The sequence below is a fragment of the Mycobacterium hainanense genome (assembly GCF_041890355.1).
In the GTDB taxonomy this organism is placed as follows: Bacteria; Actinomycetota; Actinomycetes; order Mycobacteriales; family Mycobacteriaceae; genus Mycobacterium; species Mycobacterium hainanense.
This window is the reverse complement of the sequence record NZ_CP169059.1, coordinates 5,652,554-5,672,659: the sequence shown is the minus strand read 5'-3', so window position 1 is coordinate 5,672,659 and position 20,106 is coordinate 5,652,554. Positions and strand designations below refer to the sequence as shown.

15 protein-coding genes and 1 pseudogene are annotated in these 20,106 nt (G+C 70.7%); 8 read left to right on the top strand and 8 right to left on the bottom strand.

Features of this window, described 5'->3' with window-relative positions; all coding sequences use genetic code 11:
- Positions 1–25: 25 nt before the first annotated feature.
- Positions 26–877, top strand: coding sequence for an SDR family oxidoreductase (locus ACEL92_RS26720; RefSeq protein WP_374023555.1), 852 nt, complete (start codon positions 26–28; stop codon positions 875–877).
- Between the two features lie 436 nt (positions 878–1,313).
- Here ACEL92_RS26720 and ACEL92_RS26715 read toward each other — a convergent pair whose 3' ends face one another.
- Entirely contained in the window at positions 1,314–1,916 is a 603-nt protein-coding gene (locus tag ACEL92_RS26715) for a CGNR zinc finger domain-containing protein (protein ID WP_374023554.1), read from the bottom strand.
- Between the two features lie 84 nt (positions 1,917–2,000).
- Between ACEL92_RS26715 and ACEL92_RS26710 the strand changes: the two genes are divergently transcribed.
- On the top strand, positions 2,001–2,702 hold the full coding sequence (locus ACEL92_RS26710; protein WP_374023553.1) for an SDR family oxidoreductase: 702 nt from the start codon (positions 2,001–2,003) through the stop codon (positions 2,700–2,702).
- A gap of 235 nt (positions 2,703–2,937) precedes the next feature.
- Positions 2,938–3,400: pseudogene (locus tag ACEL92_RS26705) on the top strand (SRPBCC family protein).
- 28 nt (positions 3,401–3,428) lie between these two features.
- Here ACEL92_RS26705 and ACEL92_RS26700 read toward each other — a convergent pair.
- From ACEL92_RS26700 to ACEL92_RS26690, 3 genes are all read right to left on the bottom strand, one after another.
- Complete coding sequence (locus ACEL92_RS26700; protein ID WP_374023552.1) at positions 3,429–4,175, bottom strand: methyltransferase domain-containing protein; 747 nt, start codon at positions 4,173–4,175, stop codon at positions 3,429–3,431.
- A gap of 97 nt (positions 4,176–4,272) precedes the next feature.
- Positions 4,273–5,649, bottom strand: coding sequence for an adenylate/guanylate cyclase domain-containing protein (locus ACEL92_RS26695; RefSeq protein WP_374023551.1), 1,377 nt, complete (start codon positions 5,647–5,649; stop codon positions 4,273–4,275).
- Positions 5,650–5,689: 40 nt separating this feature from the next.
- Entirely contained in the window at positions 5,690–6,286 is a 597-nt protein-coding gene (locus ACEL92_RS26690; protein ID WP_374023550.1) for a TetR/AcrR family transcriptional regulator, read from the bottom strand.
- A 120-nt stretch (positions 6,287–6,406) separates the two neighbouring features.
- Between ACEL92_RS26690 and ACEL92_RS26685 the strand changes: the two genes are divergently transcribed.
- Entirely contained in the window at positions 6,407–7,375 is a 969-nt protein-coding gene (locus tag ACEL92_RS26685; RefSeq protein ID WP_374023549.1) for an oxygenase MpaB family protein, read from the top strand.
- A gap of 46 nt (positions 7,376–7,421) precedes the next feature.
- Here the strand turns inward: ACEL92_RS26685 and ACEL92_RS26680 are convergent, their stop codons facing one another.
- A complete protein-coding gene (locus tag ACEL92_RS26680) occupies positions 7,422–7,856 on the bottom strand; it encodes an SRPBCC family protein (RefSeq protein ID WP_374023548.1) in 435 nt (144 codons plus the stop codon).
- 283 nt (positions 7,857–8,139) lie between these two features.
- Between ACEL92_RS26680 and ACEL92_RS26675 the strand changes: the two genes are divergently transcribed.
- Both ACEL92_RS26675 and ACEL92_RS26670 read left to right on the top strand, forming a co-directional pair.
- Complete coding sequence (locus tag ACEL92_RS26675; RefSeq protein ID WP_374023547.1) at positions 8,140–9,231, top strand: phenazine antibiotic biosynthesis protein; 1,092 nt, start codon at positions 8,140–8,142, stop codon at positions 9,229–9,231.
- Positions 9,232–9,266: 35 nt separating this feature from the next.
- Complete coding sequence (locus tag ACEL92_RS26670; RefSeq protein ID WP_374026399.1) at positions 9,267–10,637, top strand: aldehyde dehydrogenase family protein; 1,371 nt, start codon at positions 9,267–9,269, stop codon at positions 10,635–10,637.
- 39 nt (positions 10,638–10,676) lie between these two features.
- On the opposite strand, the gene ACEL92_RS26665 is transcribed toward ACEL92_RS26670, so the two are convergent.
- A complete protein-coding gene (locus ACEL92_RS26665; protein ID WP_374023546.1) occupies positions 10,677–11,417 on the bottom strand; it encodes a cutinase family protein in 741 nt (246 codons plus the stop codon).
- A 290-nt stretch (positions 11,418–11,707) separates the two neighbouring features.
- On the opposite strand from ACEL92_RS26665, the gene ACEL92_RS26660 reads away from it, so the two are divergent.
- Positions 11,708–12,601 carry an SDR family NAD(P)-dependent oxidoreductase gene (locus ACEL92_RS26660; protein WP_374023545.1) on the top strand — a complete coding sequence of 298 codons (894 nt, stop codon included), beginning with the start codon at positions 11,708–11,710 and terminating at the stop codon, positions 12,599–12,601.
- Entirely contained in the window at positions 12,598–14,163 is a 1,566-nt protein-coding gene (locus tag ACEL92_RS26655; protein WP_374023544.1) for an AMP-binding protein, read from the top strand. The genes ACEL92_RS26660 and ACEL92_RS26655 overlap by 4 nt, the downstream gene beginning before the upstream one ends.
- An 11-nt stretch (positions 14,164–14,174) precedes the next feature.
- Here ACEL92_RS26655 and ACEL92_RS26650 read toward each other — a convergent pair whose 3' ends face one another.
- Both ACEL92_RS26650 and ACEL92_RS26645 read right to left on the bottom strand, forming a co-directional pair.
- On the bottom strand, positions 14,175–18,998 hold the full coding sequence (locus ACEL92_RS26650) for an HAD-IC family P-type ATPase (RefSeq protein WP_374023543.1): 4,824 nt from the start codon (positions 18,996–18,998) through the stop codon (positions 14,175–14,177).
- A gap of 150 nt (positions 18,999–19,148) precedes the next feature.
- A complete protein-coding gene (locus ACEL92_RS26645) occupies positions 19,149–20,105 on the bottom strand; it encodes a sigma-70 family RNA polymerase sigma factor (protein WP_374023542.1) in 957 nt (318 codons plus the stop codon).
- Position 20,106: the final 1 nt, after the last annotated feature.

Genomic DNA, 20,106 nt, shown 5'->3' with positions numbered 1-20,106 from the left:
CACCGCGGCTGGTAAGAACGGAGCGATGGGCACTTATGCGCTAACCGGATCGGCATCCGGCATGGGTCACGAGACCGCGCAGCGGCTCAAGGCCGACGGGCACACCGTGATCGGTGTCGACATCAAAGACGCCGACGTCGTCGCCGACTTGTCGACACCGCAAGGGCGTAAGCAGGCTGCCGAGGGCGTGCTGGCGGCCTCGGGCGGCAGACTCGACGGCGCGGTGCTGGCCGCCGGGCTCGGGCCCAGCCCCGGTCGAGAGCGATTACGCCAGATCGGCGAGGTCAACTTCTTCGGTGTCGTCGAGCCGTTGGTCGCGTGGCGACCGGCGCTGGCCGCGACCGGAAACGCGAAAGTGGTTGTGGTAGCGAGTAACTCGACGACGACGGTGCCCCTCGTCCCGCGGCGTGCGGTGAAGGCGTTCCTCGCGCATGATGCCGACAAGGCCCGGCGGTCGGTGCGACCGTTCGGCCCGGCCGCGCCGACGATGATGTACGCGGCGTCGAAGATCGCCCTGAGCCGTTGGGTGCGGCGACACGCGGTGCTGCCCGAATGGGCGGGCGCGGGGGTGCGCCTGAACGCGCTGGCGCCCGGGGCCATCATGACGCCGTTGCTGCAGGAGCAGCTGGCGACGCCCCGGCAGGCAAAAGCAATCCGGTCCTTCCCAGTGCCACTCGGTGGCTTCGGCGAGGCGCGGCACATGGCCGAGTGGATGTGTTTCATGCTGTCCGAGCCCGCCGAATTCCTCTGCGGCAGCGTCATCTTCGTCGATGGCGGGACCGACGCCTATTTCCGTGCCGACGATTGGCCCAAAGCGCCACCGGCGCGCGGGCTGCCGGCCTACCTGCGAAAGGCCGGCCACTCGAGGAATCTGTGACGGCGCTCCAGCGCACAGCCGCCTGTGTGTAGGGCCACAATGCGGCTTTTCGTGGCGTTTACCCCGGCGCGGCGCGCCCGTAAAGCGGCCCCGGTGCAATTCAATGAATTGGCGCACAGGCCGAACGGACGAAGGATCGAAACCGTGGCGACACTGCCCTCCTGGATTAGCCAGAGCCCTACCAATGTCGTGACGCCGATCAAGGCGCGCGCTGGTTACGCGTTGCGGGTGGTGCTGAGAAGCCGGCCAAGCCGCGCACGCGCCGGCGTGACGCTGATGCGTCGGGGCGCGGAGCGCTGCTGAGGGCCGACCGCGCGCACGACTACTGGAACCACAACGCCGCGTATCACGGCTGGCCGGCCGGCATCGCCGCGCGGCACGCCGCCGACGTGCTGCCGGGGTGACCATCCGGCGGGGCCTCTACTACCGCTACTGCCTACTGTGGCGAAACCGCTGAGCCAGTCGCCCGCTCGCGTTCCCGTCGACGTGCCCGCGAAGCCCGCAGGTTGGCGGCGTTGCCGCACGTCTTGACGTCGTGCCAGACCCCGCTGTTGTTCTTCGAGCGGTCGTAGAACGTCGACCCGCAATGGTGGTTGTGGCACCGCTTGACGCGCCGCCAGGTATCGGCCTGCTGGCTGAGCAGGATCTCGGCCCACAGCGCCGATGCCAGCCAGCGCCATCCGGTGCCGCTGGGCTCCAGCCGGACCTCGCCGGTGTCGGAAACCACGAGGGCCGCGGGGACGGCGCTTGGCCCGCCGGTCATTTCGCCGGAGACCAGCGCATCGATGGTGTCCCGCAGCGAGCGCAGCTTGGTCAGGTCCGCGTCGTCGAGCTTCGGCGGCGATAGTTCCTCGCCTCGGGCGGCCGACCAGTTGCGCACCGCGCCCGCGACCCAGTCCCGTGCGAGCGCGGTGTCGGCGAGCAGGTCGGGGCCGTATCCGGCGACTGCCCTGGTGTTGAGGAAGTCTTGGACCAACCCCAGGCCGCCGGGCGCCGGGGCGGTGCCGTACCGCTGTGATGCAGCCCATGAAATAGACATAACCAAAATGTACTTGACTATGTCGTCACCGGCAACTACGGTGACAGAGGCAAAATAACTTCGCATATGTCAGGAGTGCGGATCATGGTCAACATCAAGGGGTCGACGGTCGTGGTTACCGGCGGACAGCGCGGGCTCGGCAAGGCCATCGTGGATGAGTTGTTGGAGCGGGGCGCGGCGAAGGTCTACGCCACGGCGCGGGCACCCAAGCCCAGCGCGGACCCCCGGGTGGTCAGTGCCGAGCTGGACGTGACGGATGCGGATTCCGTTGCAGCACTTGCGGCGTCGGCTTCGGACGCCGAGATCGTCATCAACAACGCGGGTGTGCTCGGCGCGGCGAAGCTGCTCGACAGCGACATCGAGGAAGTGCGCGCGGTGTTCGAGACCAACTACTTCGGCGCGCTGCGCGTCACCAAGGCCTTCGCGCCGATCCTGGCGGGCAACGGCGGCGGCGCCCTGGTCGACATCGCCTCGATCCTGTCCTGGATGCCCGGCTCCGGCGGATACGGGGACTCTAAGGCGGCACTGTGGTCGACCACCAATTCGCTGCGGATCGAGCTCGAAAAGCAGGGCACGCTGGTGGTCGCCGCGCACCTCAGCTTCACCGACACCGAGATGGCGTCCGGCTTCGACGCGCCCAAGAACGACCCGCGCCAGGTGGCGCGCGCGATCGTCGATGGCATCGAAGGGGACGACCCCGAGGTGCTGGCCGACGACGACACCCGCTACGTGAAGGCGGCGCTGTCCGGGCCGGTCGAGGCGCTGCCGCGGATGCCCCAGGGATGAGGGTCTGCCCGAAGGCAGGTCCCCGTCTCAAGACGGTGGGTCAATCAGGCCCTTGCGGATGGCCTCGCCCAAAAATGGGCTTGCTGCACTTCGGGCAGACCACCGGGTTGCCCCGGCATCCACCACGGTCGCACCCGCCGGCCGGTGGCTCGACGGTCGAAGGTCCTCAACGCTTCGGCCGAAGGTCACCTTCACACTGCGGCGGCGCTCACGGTTGACGTGTTTGGATAGCGATATGTCCGACATGGAAATCGAAGGCATCGTGAGCGCCACGCGTGTCATCGCGGCCAACGCCGCGCGGATCTTCGAACTGATCGCCGATCCGGCCCGCCAGCCGAGCTGGGACGGCAACAACAACCTCGCCTCGTCGGCTCCGGGCCAACGAGTCCGCGCGGTCGGGGACGTGTTCACCACGAAACTCACCAATGGCGCTGTGCGGGAAAACCACGTCGTGGAATTCGTCGAGGGCAGCAAGATCGCGTGGCGCCCAGCCGAGCCCAGGAAGCAGCCGCCCGGACACCTGTGGCGCTGGGAGCTCAACCCGGTGAACGCCGAACTCACCACGGTGACCCATACCTACGATTGGGACGACGTTGACCGACCCCAGCCGCCTCGAGCGCGCTCGCGCGACGACGCCGGAGATGCTGCGCGAGTCCATGGACCGGCTCGCCGCGGTCGCGCAAAACCCGGACTCATGAGGCAAGGCCAGTCTGAGACGGGACGGATTCAGCCGTTCTTGCCGCGCACCCACTGGACGGTGCCGTAGTTCTTCACCCGCACGCTGGCGAAACCCTGGCTTTCCAGGATGTCGCCGATCTCGTCGTCGTCGAAGACGTGCGCCCCGACGTTCGGCAGCCTCCGGAACAGCCGGGCGGCCGGACCGACGGTGGGCACCATGACGGCCAGCCTGCCGCCGGGTCGCAGCACCCGCGCCATCTCGCCGAGCGCGGCCGCCGGATGGGGAATCAGCTGCAGCACGGCCGTCGAGATGACGGCGTCGACCGTGTCGTCGCGCAGCGGAAGCCGTTGTGCGTCTGCCCGAATGAAGCCGACTTGCGGTCCAGCTTCGTTGCGGACGGCGCGCGCGAGCATGGGCTCGGAGATGTCGACCCCGAGGGCGAGCCCGTCCGGGCCCGCCGCGCGTGCCAGCGAGGCGGTCACGTTGCCCGGGCCGGAACCGACGTCCAGTGCGATGCCGCCCGGCGGGATTTTCAACCACTCGAGGGGCGTCTGCCACGCGCCGATCAGCCGGCGCGACAGGGCTTGGGCGTTGTCGTAGAGCATCGACCCGATCGGTGATGCCCACGCCGCCTGGATCGGGCCGGTGTTCTTCGCGACGCCGTCGCCGCCGTCGGATCCGCCGCCGAGCAGATCGAGGTAACCCTTGCTCACATCGGGATCCGCCGGCGGATCGGCCAGCAGTTCGAGCGCTCGACGCAGCGCGGGGGGCAGCGAGACGTGCACGTCGGTCATGCGTACTCCTTGAAGGAAAAGCCAAGCGGTGCGCCGGAACTCGAAGGCCGGGCCGGGCGGAGGGGGCTTCTCCCAAGCCTACGCCGGGCCAGGCGCGTCACCGCCTGACGACTGCGCGCTCGCGCACCAGCGAGTACAGCCGCCACTGGCCCGGCACGCCCTTGAGCGCCGTTTCGCCGCGGTCGCCGAAGCGGTGTCGCGAGCCGGTGACGATGTCGCGCAGCGTCGAGGACACCAGCACCTCGCCGGGTCCGGCGAGGGCGGCCACCCGCGCACAGATGTGTACGGCCATCCCGGCGACGTCCTTGCCGCGCACCTCCACTTCACCGGCATGAATGCCCACCCGCACCTCGATGCCCAGCACTCGGACCGCGTCGACGATGGCGTCGGCGCAGGCGATCGCGGCGCTCGGGCTGCTGAATGTCGCGACGAAGCCGTCGCCGGCCGTGTTGACTTCCCGCCCGGAGAACCGGAGCAGCTCGTGCCGGACGAGGGTGTCGTGATTGTCGAGCAGGTCGCGCCAGCGGTGGTCGCCGAGCAGTGCGGCGCGCTCGGTGGAGCCGACGATGTCGGTGAACACGATCGTGGTGAGCAGCCGCTCGGCGTCGGAAGCGCCGCGGACGCCGGTGATGAATTCCTCGATCTCGTCGAGGACGGGTGCGGTGTCGCCGACCCAGTACAGGGCATCCCCGCCCGGCAACTCGACGAGGCGCGATCCCGGGATGTGTTCGGCCAGATAGTGGGCGTGCGCCACGGGGCTGAAGCCGGGGTTGTCGCGATGCAGGATCAGTGTCGGCACGGCGACTCGGGGGAGCCGGTCGCGGACGTCGCCCTCCCGGATCTTGTTGATGAAGGCGCGGGCCATGCTGGGCGACGCGGCCCGGTTGCCGGCCATGTCCCACCACGAGCGGAACGCGGCGTCGCGGGCCACGGAGGGCGCGATGATGCCGAGCATGTCGAAACCCTGCTCGACGGCGTCCGGCTCCATGCCGACGGACGTGAAGCGGTCGGCGTCGGCGAGGTCGCTGCCGATCGGGTAATCGGGACCGCGCAGCGTGCGCGCCGCCCCGTTGGCTATCACTAGGCTGTTCACCCGATCGGAATGGTCGGACGCGAGAACGACGCCGGCCAGCGACGTGAAACCCGGGGCGAAGATCGTCGCGCGCTCGCATCCCACCGCGTCCATGACAGCGATCGCGTCTTGGGCCCACGATTCCGGGCCGAGCATGTCCAGCGACGCGATCCGCGACGACAGGCCGATGCCGCGCTGGTCGAACCGGATCACGCGGCAGAACGACGCAAGCCGGCGATGGAACCGATACATCGACGGCTCGAGGTCGACGCAATCAATCGGGATTAACGGGCCCGGCAGCACGAGCAGGTCGATCGGGCCATCGCCGAAGACCTGATAGGCGATGTCGATCTCGCCGCAACTGGCGTACCGGGTCCGCGGAGTCGCAGAACTCCCAGCCACGCACCCAGGCTAGTGCAGGTCACCGACATGAAGGAACCGCTCAGCGGCGGATTATCGGCACCAGGTAGCGGGCGGCGTACTCGCGGACGGCCGCGGGGTCCGACGTGTCGAGTCGGTCGGTGGGAAACACGATGATGCCGAGTGCGACGCGCAGCAGGATGTCGGCGATGTTGGCCAGGTCGCGGTCGGGAATGTCGGCCCCGCAGCGGCGCAGGGTGTGGGCGATGCCGTCGGCAAACTGACCGATGGGGAAGGCCTGCGATCGGGAGAACATGCCCAACAGCTCGGGTTCGCTGTCGGCGATCCGTGAGTACAGCGGCGAGTCGTGGACCAGGCGCACGCCGAGCGCGAACGCCTCGACCACGGCCTGCTGCGGGTCGCAGCCGGCGGTGGCCCGGTCCAGCGTGCTGAAAAAGGCTTCGGCCTCGCGCCGCACCACGTGTCCGAACAGGTCGTCCTTGGTGGGAAAGCGCCGGTATACCGTGCTGCGGCTGACGCCCGCGCGGGCGGCGACGTCTTCGATGTTGGCCCGGCGCACGCCGTAGGTCTCGAAGACGGTGCGCGCGGTGTCCAGGATGGTGCGGTCGAGGTCGCTGAGCCCCGCCGCGAGATTGCCGCCAAGGCTGTGGTTCGGCATGGATCACGACCCTCACTGCAATCTCGCCGCGCGGTTGGTAGGCTGTGTGACACAAAGATACGGATCTGTGTCATTGATTCGCAAGCGACGTGCCGGCGTGAGCCGCGCGGGGAGGGGAGCATGACCGCCCACCACGAAGGGTTGGCCGCCGCCACCGCCCCCTCCACGGCAGGATCCCGCTTCGACGCCGGCGTGCGGGAGGCGGTGCCCATGCCGGTCGACGGGCCCGACGCCGACGCCGTCGCGCGGTTGGGACCGGAGTCGTTGATCTGGAAGTTCTACGGCGACAACCGCACCCAGTTCTTCGGGTTCCAACGCACGGCGGGCGTGGAGAACTGCATCGAACAACTCGCCCAGGGCGTGCTCGACCACTCGGTGGTCTTCAGCGACACGTTGGGCCGGGCGAAACGGACCGCGCCGCCGCTGATGAAGACGGTCTACTCCGACGAACCGCGCGAGTGGGGCCGCAAGGTGCGGGATTTCCACAAGACGATCAAGGGGACCATCAGCGACGGCTCGAGGTATCACGCGCTGAATCCCGAGCTGTTCTACTGGGCGCACGCCAGCTTCGTCGATCAGGTCATCTACAACACCGACACGTTCATCCGCCGCCTGTCGCACGCGGAGAAGGAGCAGATCTTCGACGAGGGCAAGGTGTGGTACAGCCTCTACGGCGTCAGCGACCGCGGCCAGCCGCAGACCTACGACGAGTTCCTCACCTACTGGGACGAGATGCTCGAGCGGTTCGTCCCGCATAAGACCGTCTTGTACGGGACCGGTTACATCCGCAAGGGGATACCGGGCCCGCGCTGGATTCCGGAGCCGGTGTGGAAGGTGGTGTCCGCGCCGCTCAATGCCTACACCCGCCTGGTCTTGGTCGGCACCCTGCCGCCGCAGATGCGCGAGGTCTGCCAGCTGGAGTGGAATGCGAGGAAAGAGAAGCGCTTTCAGCGTTTCGCCGCCGCCATGCGCGCGCTCAACCCACTGATCAACCGGTTGCCCGTCGGGCTGATCTATACCCCGTGGGCGGCGACGGCGTGGCGGCGCGCGGGCGTCGACCCGCGCCGGCTGTACAACCGCCCGAACTAGGCGATGCGCAGCAGCCGTTCGGCGTTGCCGTGCGCGGATAACTCGGTCAGGAGCGGCGTTCGGCGGCGGCGATGCCGCCTTTGAGCAGCTCGTCGATCACCTTCTTGAACACCGGCAGCATCAGCCGGTCCACGCCGGGAACCTTCAGCGTTGACCGTAGATGCCAGCTGATCTCGGTTCCGGTGCCCGTTTCGCGCAGCTCGACCGTGCCGATGTGGTTGCGGGTCGGTGCGCCCGAGAGCATCTTGTACGCGTAGCGGGTGGGTCGCTCGTACTCGATGATCTCCTCGACGAACGGCGGTCCGATCGCCACCAGGCGTCTGATCGCGCCGACACCGTTTGGTGCGGGTGTGCCCTCGCGATCGAGCGTGCTGCGCCGGATTGCCCAGACGTGGTCCGCGATCGCGCGGTGGTCGGTGATGGCCTCGAAGGCGGTCTCGATCGGCGCCGTGGAGGTCCGGGTGAGGGTGAACTCGATCATTCGCACCCCGTGGTGCCGATACGCCCCGCCGGCATGCAGTTGTTCGCCGCCATGACCCGTCCCCTCTCGTTACAGAGAACATAGCCTGATGGCCGGCAGCGGATAAAGGTCGCACACACCTCCGCCGGCGCACGAGTCAACTCACCCAAACAGCCGAGCGGGGTCGCGGACCCGGGGCGCCAAGGTGAACGGCGGGTACACGGCGCCGAAATTCACTGCGAAGTAAGCCAATCCGACGGCGGGCGCTTGGCGATCTGTTGGCGATGGGCCAGGATCTCTTGATATGGCCGAGGTCGATTTCTCGTTGTTGGACGTTCCGCGGTCGGAACCGATAGGGGATCCGGAGGCCTATCTGCGCGCGGCGATCGCCTGGCATTTCGGGGAGGACACCGGGTCCGCGTTCTGGTTGCGGGTCGCTGCGACGCTGGACTTCGACCCGAGGACCGACGTCAAGACGTTCGCCGATCTGCGGCTGTTTCCCAACCTCGTGAACGAATTGCGCAGCGTGCCGGTGGAGGACCTCATCCCGCGTGGCTACGGGCAGCCGCCGCCGGTGCCGCAGATCTTCGAGTCCGGCGGCACCACGGGCGCACCGAAAAGGACTGTGCAACTGCCGGATTGGGTCGCACAGGTGGTGCGGTGGCAGACCGAGGACTTCGCCACCGGCGGGTTCCGGCCGGGGCAGGGCCTCCTGTGCATGATGCCGAGCGGGCCGCATGGGGTGGGCTATTTCTCGCGGCTGGTCGCCGAGCGCCTCGGCGCGGCCTTTCACGGCGTCGACATCGACCCGCGCTGGGTCAAGAAGATCGCCGCCCGCGGCGCGGCGTCGGAGGTGACCGCCTACGTCGACCACGTCGTCGAGCAGGCCCTCTTCGTGTTGCGGACGCAGAACGTCGCGAACCTGCACACCACCCCGCCGTTGGTCGTGGCCATGGCCCGCGACGACCGGGTGGTCGATCTGCTGAACGCCAAGATCCGCTACCTGTTGCTCAGCGGCGCGCACGTGGACGCCGACACCCTCGACCTGCTCCGCGACCTCTTTCCCGCCACGACGATCACGATGGCGTTCGGCAGCACCATGGTGCTCTCGCAGGCGGTCACCCGAACCGATGGCGACGCGTTCGTGTTCGACCCGCGGACACCGTACGTGGTGTTCTGGGTGGTCGATCCCGACACGGGTGAGCGGGTGCCGTACGGCCAGACCGGTCAGGTGGTGATGAACCACGTCAGCAAAGGCATGTTCATCCCGAACAACCTGGAGCGCGACCTGGCGGCCAGGATGCCCGGGCCCGCCGCCGAGCTCAGCGATTCCGTCAGTGCGGTGCGGCCGGTCTCGGCCTTCGAGGGGGAGGCCGTCATCGAGGGAGTGTACTGAGCATGCCGGCCGAACGGACCGGTGTCGCAACCGATTTGGTGGCGATCGATGCGCTCGGCCCCGACGGCGAGTACCGGACGCGTCGCCGCGAGGTCATCACCAGCACGGCCGGTGCGGCGGTTGCCGAGTTGAGTCTGGTGCCGCCGCTGTATGTCGCGCGCACCCTGGCGGCCCAACGCAACGTGACCCCGCTTCCCGTCGGGCGGCGCGCGGCGGCGCTGTCGGACGCCGCCGACGTCTTCACCGGCGGGGTGATCGCCGGCCTGGACTTCGAGGCGTATGTCGGCCTGGCGAGCCGGATTTCGGGGCTGCCGATCGCGGTCACCCGCGCCGGGGCGCGCGGCGTGGCCGACGCCGTCGGCGGCGCGTTCGACGCGGTCCGCGCGGCCCGGCCGGTGGGGGCGGCGCTGGATTGGCGCGAGGAATCCATCCGCGGCGGCGGCGCGGTGTGGGCTCGGCGGGGAGAGGTGTTCGCCGTGCACGCCGCCGGGAACGGTCCCGGCGTGCACGGCCTGTGGCCGCAAGCGCTGGCGCTCGGCTACCGCGTCGCGGTGCGCCCGTCGCGCCGAGAGCCGCTGACCGCGCACCGCCTGGTGCACGCCTTGCGGCAGGCGGGTTTTCGCCCCGAGGACGCGGTCTACCTACCGACCGATCATGCCGGCGCCGACGAGATCATCCGGTCGGGCGACCTGGCGATGGTGTACGGGGGCCAGGACGTGGTGGACAAGTACGCCGCCGACTCGGCGGTGATCGTCAACGGGCCGGGCCGGGCCAAGATCCTCATCACGGCGGATCGGGACTGGCGCGTCCACATCGACGTCATCGTCGACTCGATCGCCAACCTCGGGGGCATGGCCTGTGTCAACACCACCGCCGTGCTGTGTCAGGGTGATCCCGCCCCGCTGGCCGCGGCGATCGCCCGGCGGCTGGCGGAGATCGAGCCCCTCCCCACGGACGACGAACGGGCGATCCTGCCCACCCAGCGCCTCGACCAAGCCCGGGCCCTGGCGGATTACCTGGCGGCCAAGGCCGCCGGCTCGACACCGGTGCTGGGCGCAGATCAGGTGGTGGCCGACCTCGGCGACGGCCACGCCGCGCTGCGCCCGGCGGTGCATCTATTGGCCGAGCCCGTCGCGGACACGCTCAACGTCGAGCTGCCCTTCCCCTGCGTCTGGGTCTCACCGTGGTCGCCCGCCGCCGGCCTGGAGCCGTTGCGGCGGTCGTTGGTCGTCACCGCGATCACGGGTGACCAGGGGTTGGTCGACGAGCTCCTCGCCGAACCGACCATCGGCAACGTGTACGTCGGCCCGCACCCGACGTGGCACGCGGCGCCCGGCATCCCGCACGACGGCTTCCTGGCGGATGCCCTGATGCGCAACAAGGGGTTCGTCGCTGACACCCCTTGACGACGTGGTGATGACCGGCGCCGCCGCGCCCCTCATCGCTCAGCTGCCGAAGCCACCTCTCGAGCTCGAGACCGTCGAGGCGCCACTGGTACCCGCGTCGAGATGGCTGGAGGCGAAGGCCACGCCCTTGTCGATCATGGCCCCGTCGTCGGCGTAGGTGTTGTGGGCGGCGAAGTTCATGCCGTCGGAGCAGACCGGGTCTTCGGTGGCGCAGACCTTGATGGTCTTGTCGGCGAAGGTGGGGCCGATGACGACGGGGGGTTCGCCAAGGAAGTTCATGGCCCGCACGTTGGGCATGCCGAAGAGCACGACCGAGGACACGTGGCTGGCCACCGAGCTGTCCAGGGGTTTGGGCACCGTGTTGGGGTCGATGCCGTCGGGCACCGAGGGTGAGGTGACGAAACCCATCACGGCCGCGCCCTGGGAGTAGCCGCCGAGCACCATTTTGGTGTTCGGGCAGTCGTGGGCCATCGAAACGACGTGGGCGCCAGCGTCTCTGACGCCGTCGATGCCGGTGGCCCATTGGTCGCTGGCGGGGTAGTTCACCGGGTAGACGTCGAATGATCGCGCGCCGATGCGCGAGTGGAGGGCGTCGACGAAGGCCTGGCCGGTGGGGCCGACACCGGGGGCTTCACCGGTGCCGCGGGCGAATACCACCTGCACGTCCGGACATTGGGCGGACGCGGAGGGGAGGAGGGAGCCGGTGACGGCCGACGCGCTGAGGCCGGACGCGGCTACTACTGCTGGACCGAGAAAACGAGCTATTTGACGTGCGATCATGCCGCAATTGTGCCCAGAGAAGCGTCGGCCTAAACAGGCTGAACCCGGGAAATTACTGCGAATTCACACAACACCGTTCACCCCGCGGTGGCCGGGCCGAGATGGCTTGCGCGCGGCGGCCATCCGGCGGTTGCGGCGCCCACCGATCCGGCGGCCGCGCCGGTGGGTCGCAGAGCGGCGGGGCGGGGCGCACCGGCGGACCGCGATGTGGTCTGCTAGCTATGACGTCGAGTGCACGGTGAAGCCACCCGCCGATTCTCGACATCCGGCTCGAAGTGGACGCAGCGGCGATGTTGAACGTGATTGTGCAGGCCCTCAACAAGGTCACGGACTACGTGGCCAATCCGGCGCGAGTATCGGATCCCGACAGGTTGCGCGGCGCCGTCACCGGTAAGACCGTCCTGGTTACCGGCGCGTCGTACGGGATCGGGGAGGCGACGGCGCGCCGGCTGGCTGCCGGGGGAGCCACGGTGTTGGCGGTCGCCCGGTCCCAGGAGCGCCTCGGCGACTTGGCGGCGTCGATCAACGCCGCGGGCGGCCGCGCGATCGCGTACCCGACCGACCTCACCGACGAGGCCGCCGTCAGCGCGCTGACCAAGGAGATCACCGAGGAACACGGCGCGCTGGACATCGTGGTCAGCAACGCCGGAAAGTCGCTGCGCCGCTCCCTGCATCACCAATACGACCGGCCGCACGACTTTCAGCGCACCATCGACATCAACTATCTCGGGCCGATCCGGCTGCTGCTCGGGCTACTGCCGGCAATGCGCGAAAGCGGCCGCGGGCACATCATCAATGTGTCCAGCGTGGGTGTGCGCGTGGTGCCGGGGCCGCAGTGGGGCGCCTACCAGGCGTCCAAGGGCGCCTTCGACCGCTGGTTGCGCAGCGTCGCCCCGGAGTTGCACGCCGACGGGGTGGACGTCACCTCGGTCTACTTCGCGCTGGTGCGCACCCGGATGATCGAACCCACGCCCGTGCTGGGCCGGCTCCCGGGCATGTCGGCCGACCACGCGGCCGACGCGATCGCCAAAGCGGTGATCGAGCGGCCGCGCAGCAACGAACCGCCCTGGGTGCTGCCGGCCGAGGTGGCTTCGGTGCTGCTGGCCGGCCCGGCCGAACGCGCCGCCCGGCTGTGGTACCGACGGTTCTTCTCCGATTCCGGCGCCGCGGAGGCGCGGCAATGAGCAACGAGGGTGTGGTTGGCACCGCCGCGCGCGCGTTGCTGCGGTCGCGACTGCTGACACCGCCGTCGCCGCCGGCGACCCTGCGGGTGCTGCGGGAGGCGCGCCGGGGCGGCACCAATCCGTACACGCTGCTGGCGGTCACCGCGACGCGCTGGCCCAACCGGGCGGCGATCGTCGATGACGACGGTGCTTGGGATTACCGCGAGCTGCGGGCGGCGACCGAATCGCTGGCGCGCCGGCTGACCCACGACGGTGTCGGACCCGGCGACGCCGTGGGCGTCATGTGCCGCAACGGACGCGGTTTCATCGCAGGCGTCTTCGCCACCGCCCTCGTGGGCGCCGATGTGGTCTTGGTCAATACGGAGTTTCGCAGCGACGCCCTGGCGTCCGCGGTGAGCGCGCACCGGATCACCGCGATGATCGCGGACGGCGAATTCGGCGAGCGGGTCCGGGCCGCCGACGAATCGGTGACCCTGATCGACGCGGCGACGGCCACCACGGACGAGGGCGACACGCGGCCCGACGTGGCGGCACCCGGCCGGATCATCCTGCTCACGTCCGGCACCACCGGCACGCCCAAGGGGGTTCCCCGCTCGCCGCAGCTGCGATCGGCGGTGGGCGTGTGGGTGACGATCCTCGACCGCACCGGCCTGCGCACCGGGTCGCGAATCTCGGTGGCCATGCCCATGTTTCACGGGCTGGGGCTGGGCATGCTGATGCTCACCACGGCCCTCGGCGGCACCGTACTCACCCATCGCCACTTCGACGCCGAGGCCGCGCTCGCGCAGGCGTCGCTGCATCGCGCTGACGCGTTCACCGCCGTGCCGGTGGTGCTCGCGCGCATCCTCGCCCTGCCCGACCGGGTGCGGGCGCGCAACCCGGTGCCATACCTGCGGGTCGTGATGTCGAGCGGCGACCGGCTCGACCCCACCCTGGGGCAAAGGTTCATGGACGCCTACGGCGACATCCTCTACAACGGCTACGGTTCCACCGAGGTCGGCATCGGCGCCCTGGCGACACCCGCCGAGCTGCGCGAAGCGCCGGAGACCGTCGGCCGACCGGTCGCCGGCTGCCCGGTGCGCATCCTCGACAAGAACGGCAGGCCCGTCGGCCCGCGCGTCACCGGGCGCATCTTCGTCGGCGGTGAACTGGCGAGCGAGGGCTACACCGGCGGCGGGGCGAAGGCTGTCGTCGACGGCATGACCAGCACCGGCGACATGGGCTACCTCGACAACGAAGGCCGGCTCTACATCGTCGGCCGCGAGGACGACATGATCATCTCCGGCGGCGAGAACGTGTATCCGCGCGCGGTCGAGAACGCCCTCGCCCAGCACCCCGCCATCGCCGACAACGCGGTCATCGGCGTTCCCGACGAGAAATTCGGCCACCGATTGGCGGCGTTCGTGGTCCTGCGGCCGGGCGCTGACACCGATGAGGCCGCGCTGCGGGAGTACCTGAAGGGCAAAGTCTCGCGATTCGAGCAGCCCCGGGACATCAACCTCGTGGCCAGCATCCCGCGCAACCCGGCGGGCAAGGTGGTGCGCAAGGAGCTGTCCGGCTAGCGGCGAAGGCCTCAGTCCTGCTTGGGTTCCAGCGCGGTGACCCGCTGCGCCAGCCAGTTGGGCGCCAGCACCGAGACGACCGTGGCGCCCGCGGTGGCGCCGACGACGCCGGTCCAGGCGACCGGACCCAACGGTGTGCAGCCGAAGAAGTGGCTGACGCCCGGTGTTTGGACGATCGCGACCAGGACGCCCGCGCTGCCCAGCGCCGTGCCCAGCACCAGAGGGCTGTGACGCCGCGTCAGCAGGGTCTGCGCGAGCTGCGTGGTCACCAGCGCGGTGAGCCCCATGGTCGAGGTGCGGCGTTCGGTGCCCGGCGTCCAGCGACCGATGGCCCAGGCCGCCGTCGCGCCCGCGGCCGTGACGGCGCCCCGCGTGACGATCTGCCGCATCAGCGGCGCGTCGAGGGAGGGCGACGGCCCGGAGAGCGTCGCCAGCTGGAACGCGCGATGCAGTTCCTCGGCGTCGCGGTCGGCGCCGTCCTCGGCCTCTTCGGGCTCGGGGTACTGCGGCGTGACGGCGACCGCGAGCGCGGGGAACATGTCGGTGAGCAGGTTCACCAGCAACAGCTGGCGGGTGCCCACCGGCGCCCGGCCCGTGCCCAAGGCGGTGCCGATCAGGGTGAACAGCACTTCGCCGACGTTGCCGCCGACCAGAATGCTCACCGCGTCGCGTACCCCGCCCCACATCCCGCGGCCCTCGACCAGCGCGTCGAGCAGCACGCCCAGATCGTTGTCGGTCAACACGATGTCCGCGGCGCCGCGGGCGGCGGACGAACCGCGACCGCTCACGCCGATGCCCACGTCGGCCATCCGGATGGCGGCCGCGTCGTTGGCCCCGTCGCCGACCATGGCGACCGCCTGCCCGCAGTCCTGTAGCGCCGCGACGATCTGCACCTTCTGCTCCGGGCTGACGCGGGCGAAGACCTGGACGTCGGAGGCAACCTTGGCGCGGTCCTCCTCACCGAAGGCGGCGAGCTCCGCGCCGGTGATCTCGCGCGCGTCCGCCGGCAGTCCGAGTTGCCGGGCGATCGCCCGGGCGGTCACCGGGTGGTCGCCGGTGATCAGCACCACCCGCCGGCCGGCCTGCACCAACGCCTCGATCAGCGGGCGCGCCGACGCGCGGGCCGTGTCGGCCAGCCCGACGTAGCCGATCAACTCGAGGTCGTGCGCCGCGGCGTCCACGGCGTCGACGTCGGTGTCCTCCTCGCTGGTCCCGTGCTCCCACCGGCGCTGCGCCACCGCGAGCACCCGCAGCCCCTGCTCGGCCAGGCGCAACACCAACGACTCCGCATGGTCCGGCCCGCCGGCCCCATCGGCGAACCGGCAGCGCGGCAGGACTTCCTCCGGCGCGCCTTTGAGCATGAGCATAGGCCCGCCGTCCCCGCCGACCACACCGATCGCGGCCGAATACCCGCGGCTGGACTCGAACGGCACCTCCGCGAGCACGGTCCAATCCGACGCCCATTGAGCGTCAACGGAATTAGCGGCGTTGAGGATCGCCTCGTCGGTGGCGTGCGCGTGTCCGCCCCCGTTGTGCGGCTGGGTGCTGCTGCGGGCGGCGGCCCGCAGCACCGCGGCGGACTTCGGGTCGGTGACCTCGATGAACGCGCCGTCCGCGCTGGCGTCGTGCGGGACGCCGCGGACGACGCGCAGGCGGTTCTCGGTGAGCGTGCCGGTCTTGTCGAAGCACACGGTTTCGACCCGGCCCAGGGCTTCGACCGCCCGCGGCGTGCGGACGAGCACGCCACGCCGCGACAACCGCTGGGCGGCGGCCAGCTGGGCCAGGGTGGCCACCAGCGGCAGGCCCTCGGGGACGGCGGCCACGGCGATGGCCACCCCGTCCGCGACGGCCTGGCGCAATGATCCCTGATGCAACAGGGCCAACGCGGTGACCGCCGCGCCACCGGCCAGCGTGAGCGGCAGGACCTTGCTGGTCAACTCTCGCAACCGCGCCTGCACCCCGGCCGCCGAGTCGACGTCGGCGATGGCCGAGATCGCGCGCTGCGCGGCGGTGCCCGCACCGGTCGCCACGACGATCGCCCGGGCGTGCCCGGCCACGATGGTGCTGCCCTCGAACAGCATGCTGGCGCGGTCGGAGTCAGCGACGGCGACCGGCTCGACCTGCTTGTCCACCGGCAGCGACTCGCCGGTGAGGAAGGACTCGTCGACTTCGAGGTCCTCGGCGACCAGCAGGCGCGCGTCCGCCGGCACGACCTCCGGGGCGGCCAGGTCGATGATGTCGCCGGGCCGCAGCGACTTCGCGCTCACCGACACCGTCCGCTCGACAGTGCGGGCGGCCTCCAGCCGGCGGTTCGCGGTGGCGACCGCGGGCAGAACCACGCGCCGGGCGTACTGGTCCTGCTCGGCGAACAACTCGGCGACGGCGGCCTCCGCCCGCAGCCGCTGCACTCCACCCGCGACCGCGTTCGCGGTCATCACGCCCGCCACCAGCAGCGCGTCGACGCTGCTGCCGACGATCGCCGAGGCCGCCGCGCCGACGGCCAGGATGGGCGTCAGCGGATCGGCCAGCTCGGCGCGCGTCGCGGTGAGCAGCCGCCCCACGCGGCTGGCGGGCCCGCGCAGCGGCGCGACTATCGGGTTGTAGGACAGGTCGTCGAGGAGCTGCCGCCAGGGCGCGACGCCGGGCTCGACGGCCAGGGGCCGGGTGCGGCTGGCCAACCGGGAGTAGACAATCTCCGGGTCCAGGGCATGCCACGCGGTCAGCGGTTGGGGTGTCGGGTCGGCCAGCCGCAGCACCCGCGAGGCCGCGAACGTGCCCTGCATCAGCGCGGCTGCGGCGGCGGCGTTGACCGGGTTGAGCCAGCGCTGCACGGCGAACGGGCTCAGCGTGCGCGGGTCGCCGGTGACCAGCAACAGACCCGCCAGGGTGCTGCCGCCCTTGGCCAGGCGCACCGCCGACTCCGTTGCCTCCCGGGCCACCGGCAGCGCCGACAGGATGCGCACCGCGGCGGCCAGGTCCGTGCCGGTGATGATGTCCGCGGTCCACGGCGTCGCGGCCTGGGGGTCGTCGAGCGCGACGCCGACATCGGCGATGGCCAGCGCGGCCAAGGTGTCGGTCGACGCGAAGTCACGGTGCAGCGCGGTGATCAGCAGCACGGGCCCGCGGTCGGTGCGCAGGTCGCGCACCAACTGCAGCAGCGGCGTGCCCGGGGGGTGGCTGACGGCGACGCTGGCGGTCAGGTCCTCGGTGCCGGCGACGTGGCGCAATACCACCCGCGCGCCGGTCCGGTTCGCGATCTGCAGCAGCGGGACGGCGAACGGGTCGACCTCCCAGCCGACATCGACGCTGCCGACGCGCTCCCCGTCGACCACGAGGTCGGCATGTTCGAGACCCTGCGCCGGCGTCGCCGACGAGCCCTGTGCCCGGACCCACCGCAGGCGCGCGCCGGTGGCCGGCAACTCGTCGGGATCCGGTTCGGGCGCCTCCTCGCCGTGCAGCAGCGCGTCGGCGACCTCGTAGACGCGGTCCTCGTCCCACCCGGGTACGTCGCCCCGCGCCTGCAGCACGGCGCGGTTGTCGCCGCGCAGCGCGGCGCCGTCGACGACGACCACCTTGACCCGGTCCAGCCGCCGCAAGGCGCCCGGGTCGAGGAACAACTGACCGGCGTTGGCCAGTCCGCGGCCCAACACCGCCGCGAAGGCCTGCCGGCCCGCGTGCGCCGCCCGGGGCACGCCGGCCAGCAGGGCGCCGGCCGCGTCCTCGGTGCCGCCGCCGGCCAACAGCGCACCCGCGGCGGCCACCAACGAGGCGTTGGCGGCCTGGTCGGCGTACTCCTCCACCGGCCCGGCCATCGACCCCTTCGCGGTGTCGATGGCGGCGTCGATCGCACCGCCCACCACCACATGAGACGCTTCTCCCGCGGCGGTGGCGGCCGAATTATGCCGCGGCGCTTGCGATCTCGGCCCGGCCGACGATATGACGGGGACCACCGGGGCCTGCGGGCGGTTGGGCGAGGCCAGCTCCGGTTCGCGTTCCCGCCATCGCTGGCGGTGCGCCGCCGCCTCGGATACCTGCAGGCTGCGTTGCGCCAGATCCAGCAACGGTGTGCCGACCGCCTGCGTCAGCCCGTTGGCCAGAGCGGTCGACGCGCTGAGCGCGATGTCGGTGCCGACGCGGCCCAGCCGCGACTCGAGCACCGCGACCACCCGCGGTTGGTGGTTGAGCAGCGCGGCGGCGGCGCGCGCACTGCGCGGCGCGACCGGGAGCCGGCCCAACCAGCCGGTCACCGCGGCGCCGACGGCCGCCACGTCCATCGCCGCGGCGCTGAAGGGAACCAGGATCGCCAACGGGTTTCCGGGATCGGCGAACGGCGCGGTGCGGGGGGCGTCCTTGGAGGTGACCAGCCTCAGATCCGCCGCCACGCCGCAGACCGTGTCCCGGACCCGGTCCAGGGCGGCGTCGACGTCGGCTTCGTTGTCGAATTCGATCACCAACCGGCCGAGGGCCCCCTCGACGTGGGCGGAGGCCACTCCCGGAACCCGGCGGACCGGTTCCTCCACCGCCGGCGCGTGCTCGTGCCAGCCCGGAAACGGCAGCAGGGGATCGAGGTCCAGATGCACCCGCCGCCCGCTCTGCCACCGAATCGGCGGGGTGACGGCGGGACCGGAACCGTTCGTCGAACCGGTCAAACCGATTGCCCGGCCGGTCGTTTGGGCCACCGACTGCACCACCGGGACCGCCAGTTCGGCGACCGGGCTGGCCAACGTCTGCAGCGCACCCGCGGCCCCGGCCGCGGTGGACACGCCCGCTCGGACCACCTGCGCCGCTCCGTCGGTCACGCCCGCGACGACGCTGGCAACGCCCGGAATCCTCACTCAGTCACCCTTCGATTGCGTCTACCGCGCCTAATGATCCTGGGGCGCAGGGGACCTGTCCACATTTGGACGCTGCGGCGACACCGGGGACTCCGGGGGTTGGGCCTTCTTTCTCCTAGCCGGCGATGCCGTCGCGTCCCTGCGGACAGGTTACCGGCTGGGTGGAAATCCAAACCTGCTGAACAGGCCGGGGTCCAGGAAGACGGTGATGGTGGCGACCCCGTCGGCGCCGGCCGTGAGGACGTGAATGGAGTGGGCGCGCATCGTCCCGTCCGCGTCGCAGCGGTACTCGGCCACCGCGGGTTGCGTGTTCGCGGCCGTCGCGATCATCGCGATTTCACCGGGCTCGGCGAACGCGCGCGCCGCGAGGAAGCGCAACACCGGGTCGCGACCGGCGAACCAGACAGGGAGAGGTGGCATTTCGAGTTTCACATCCGCTTGCAGCAGCGCGGTGAGGGCGGCCATGTCGGCGTTCTCGAATGCCGCGCAGTAGCGGTCGAGCAGCGCACGGCGCTCGGCGTCGTCGGGCTCCGAGAGGCCCTCCTCGGTGGGGGAGAGCTCGGCGAGGCGGCCCCGTGCCCGCTGCAGCGAGCTGTTGACCGCGGCGGGTGTGGTCTCCAGCAGCTCGGCGACCTCGGCGGCGCTGAACTGCACCACGTCGCGCAGGATGAGCACCGCGCGCTGACGGGCGGGCAGCTCTTGCAGCGCGGTCATGACGGCCAGCCGCAGGCTTTGTCGTGCGGCGACGTTGTCCTCGGGGGTAGGGAACGTCAACGAGTCGGGGATGGGTTCGAGCCACTCGTGCACGCCGCCGGTCGCGTCGAGGCTGGCGTCGGGATCGATCGATCCGCCGCCGAGCCCGGCCGGCAGCACCCGGCGCGCGCGGTTCTGCAGCGCCCGCAGGCACGCGGTCGTCGCGATCCGATACAGCCACGTCCGCAACGCCGCGCGTTCCTCGAACGCCTGGTAGCCGCGCCAGCCGTTGAGATAGGTCTCCTGGACGAGGTCCTCGGCGTCGTGCACCGACCCGAGCATGCGATAACAGTGTGCGATCAGCTCGGCACGAAACGGCGCCGCCTGCGCGATGAAGTCCTCTTGGGCCGGCACG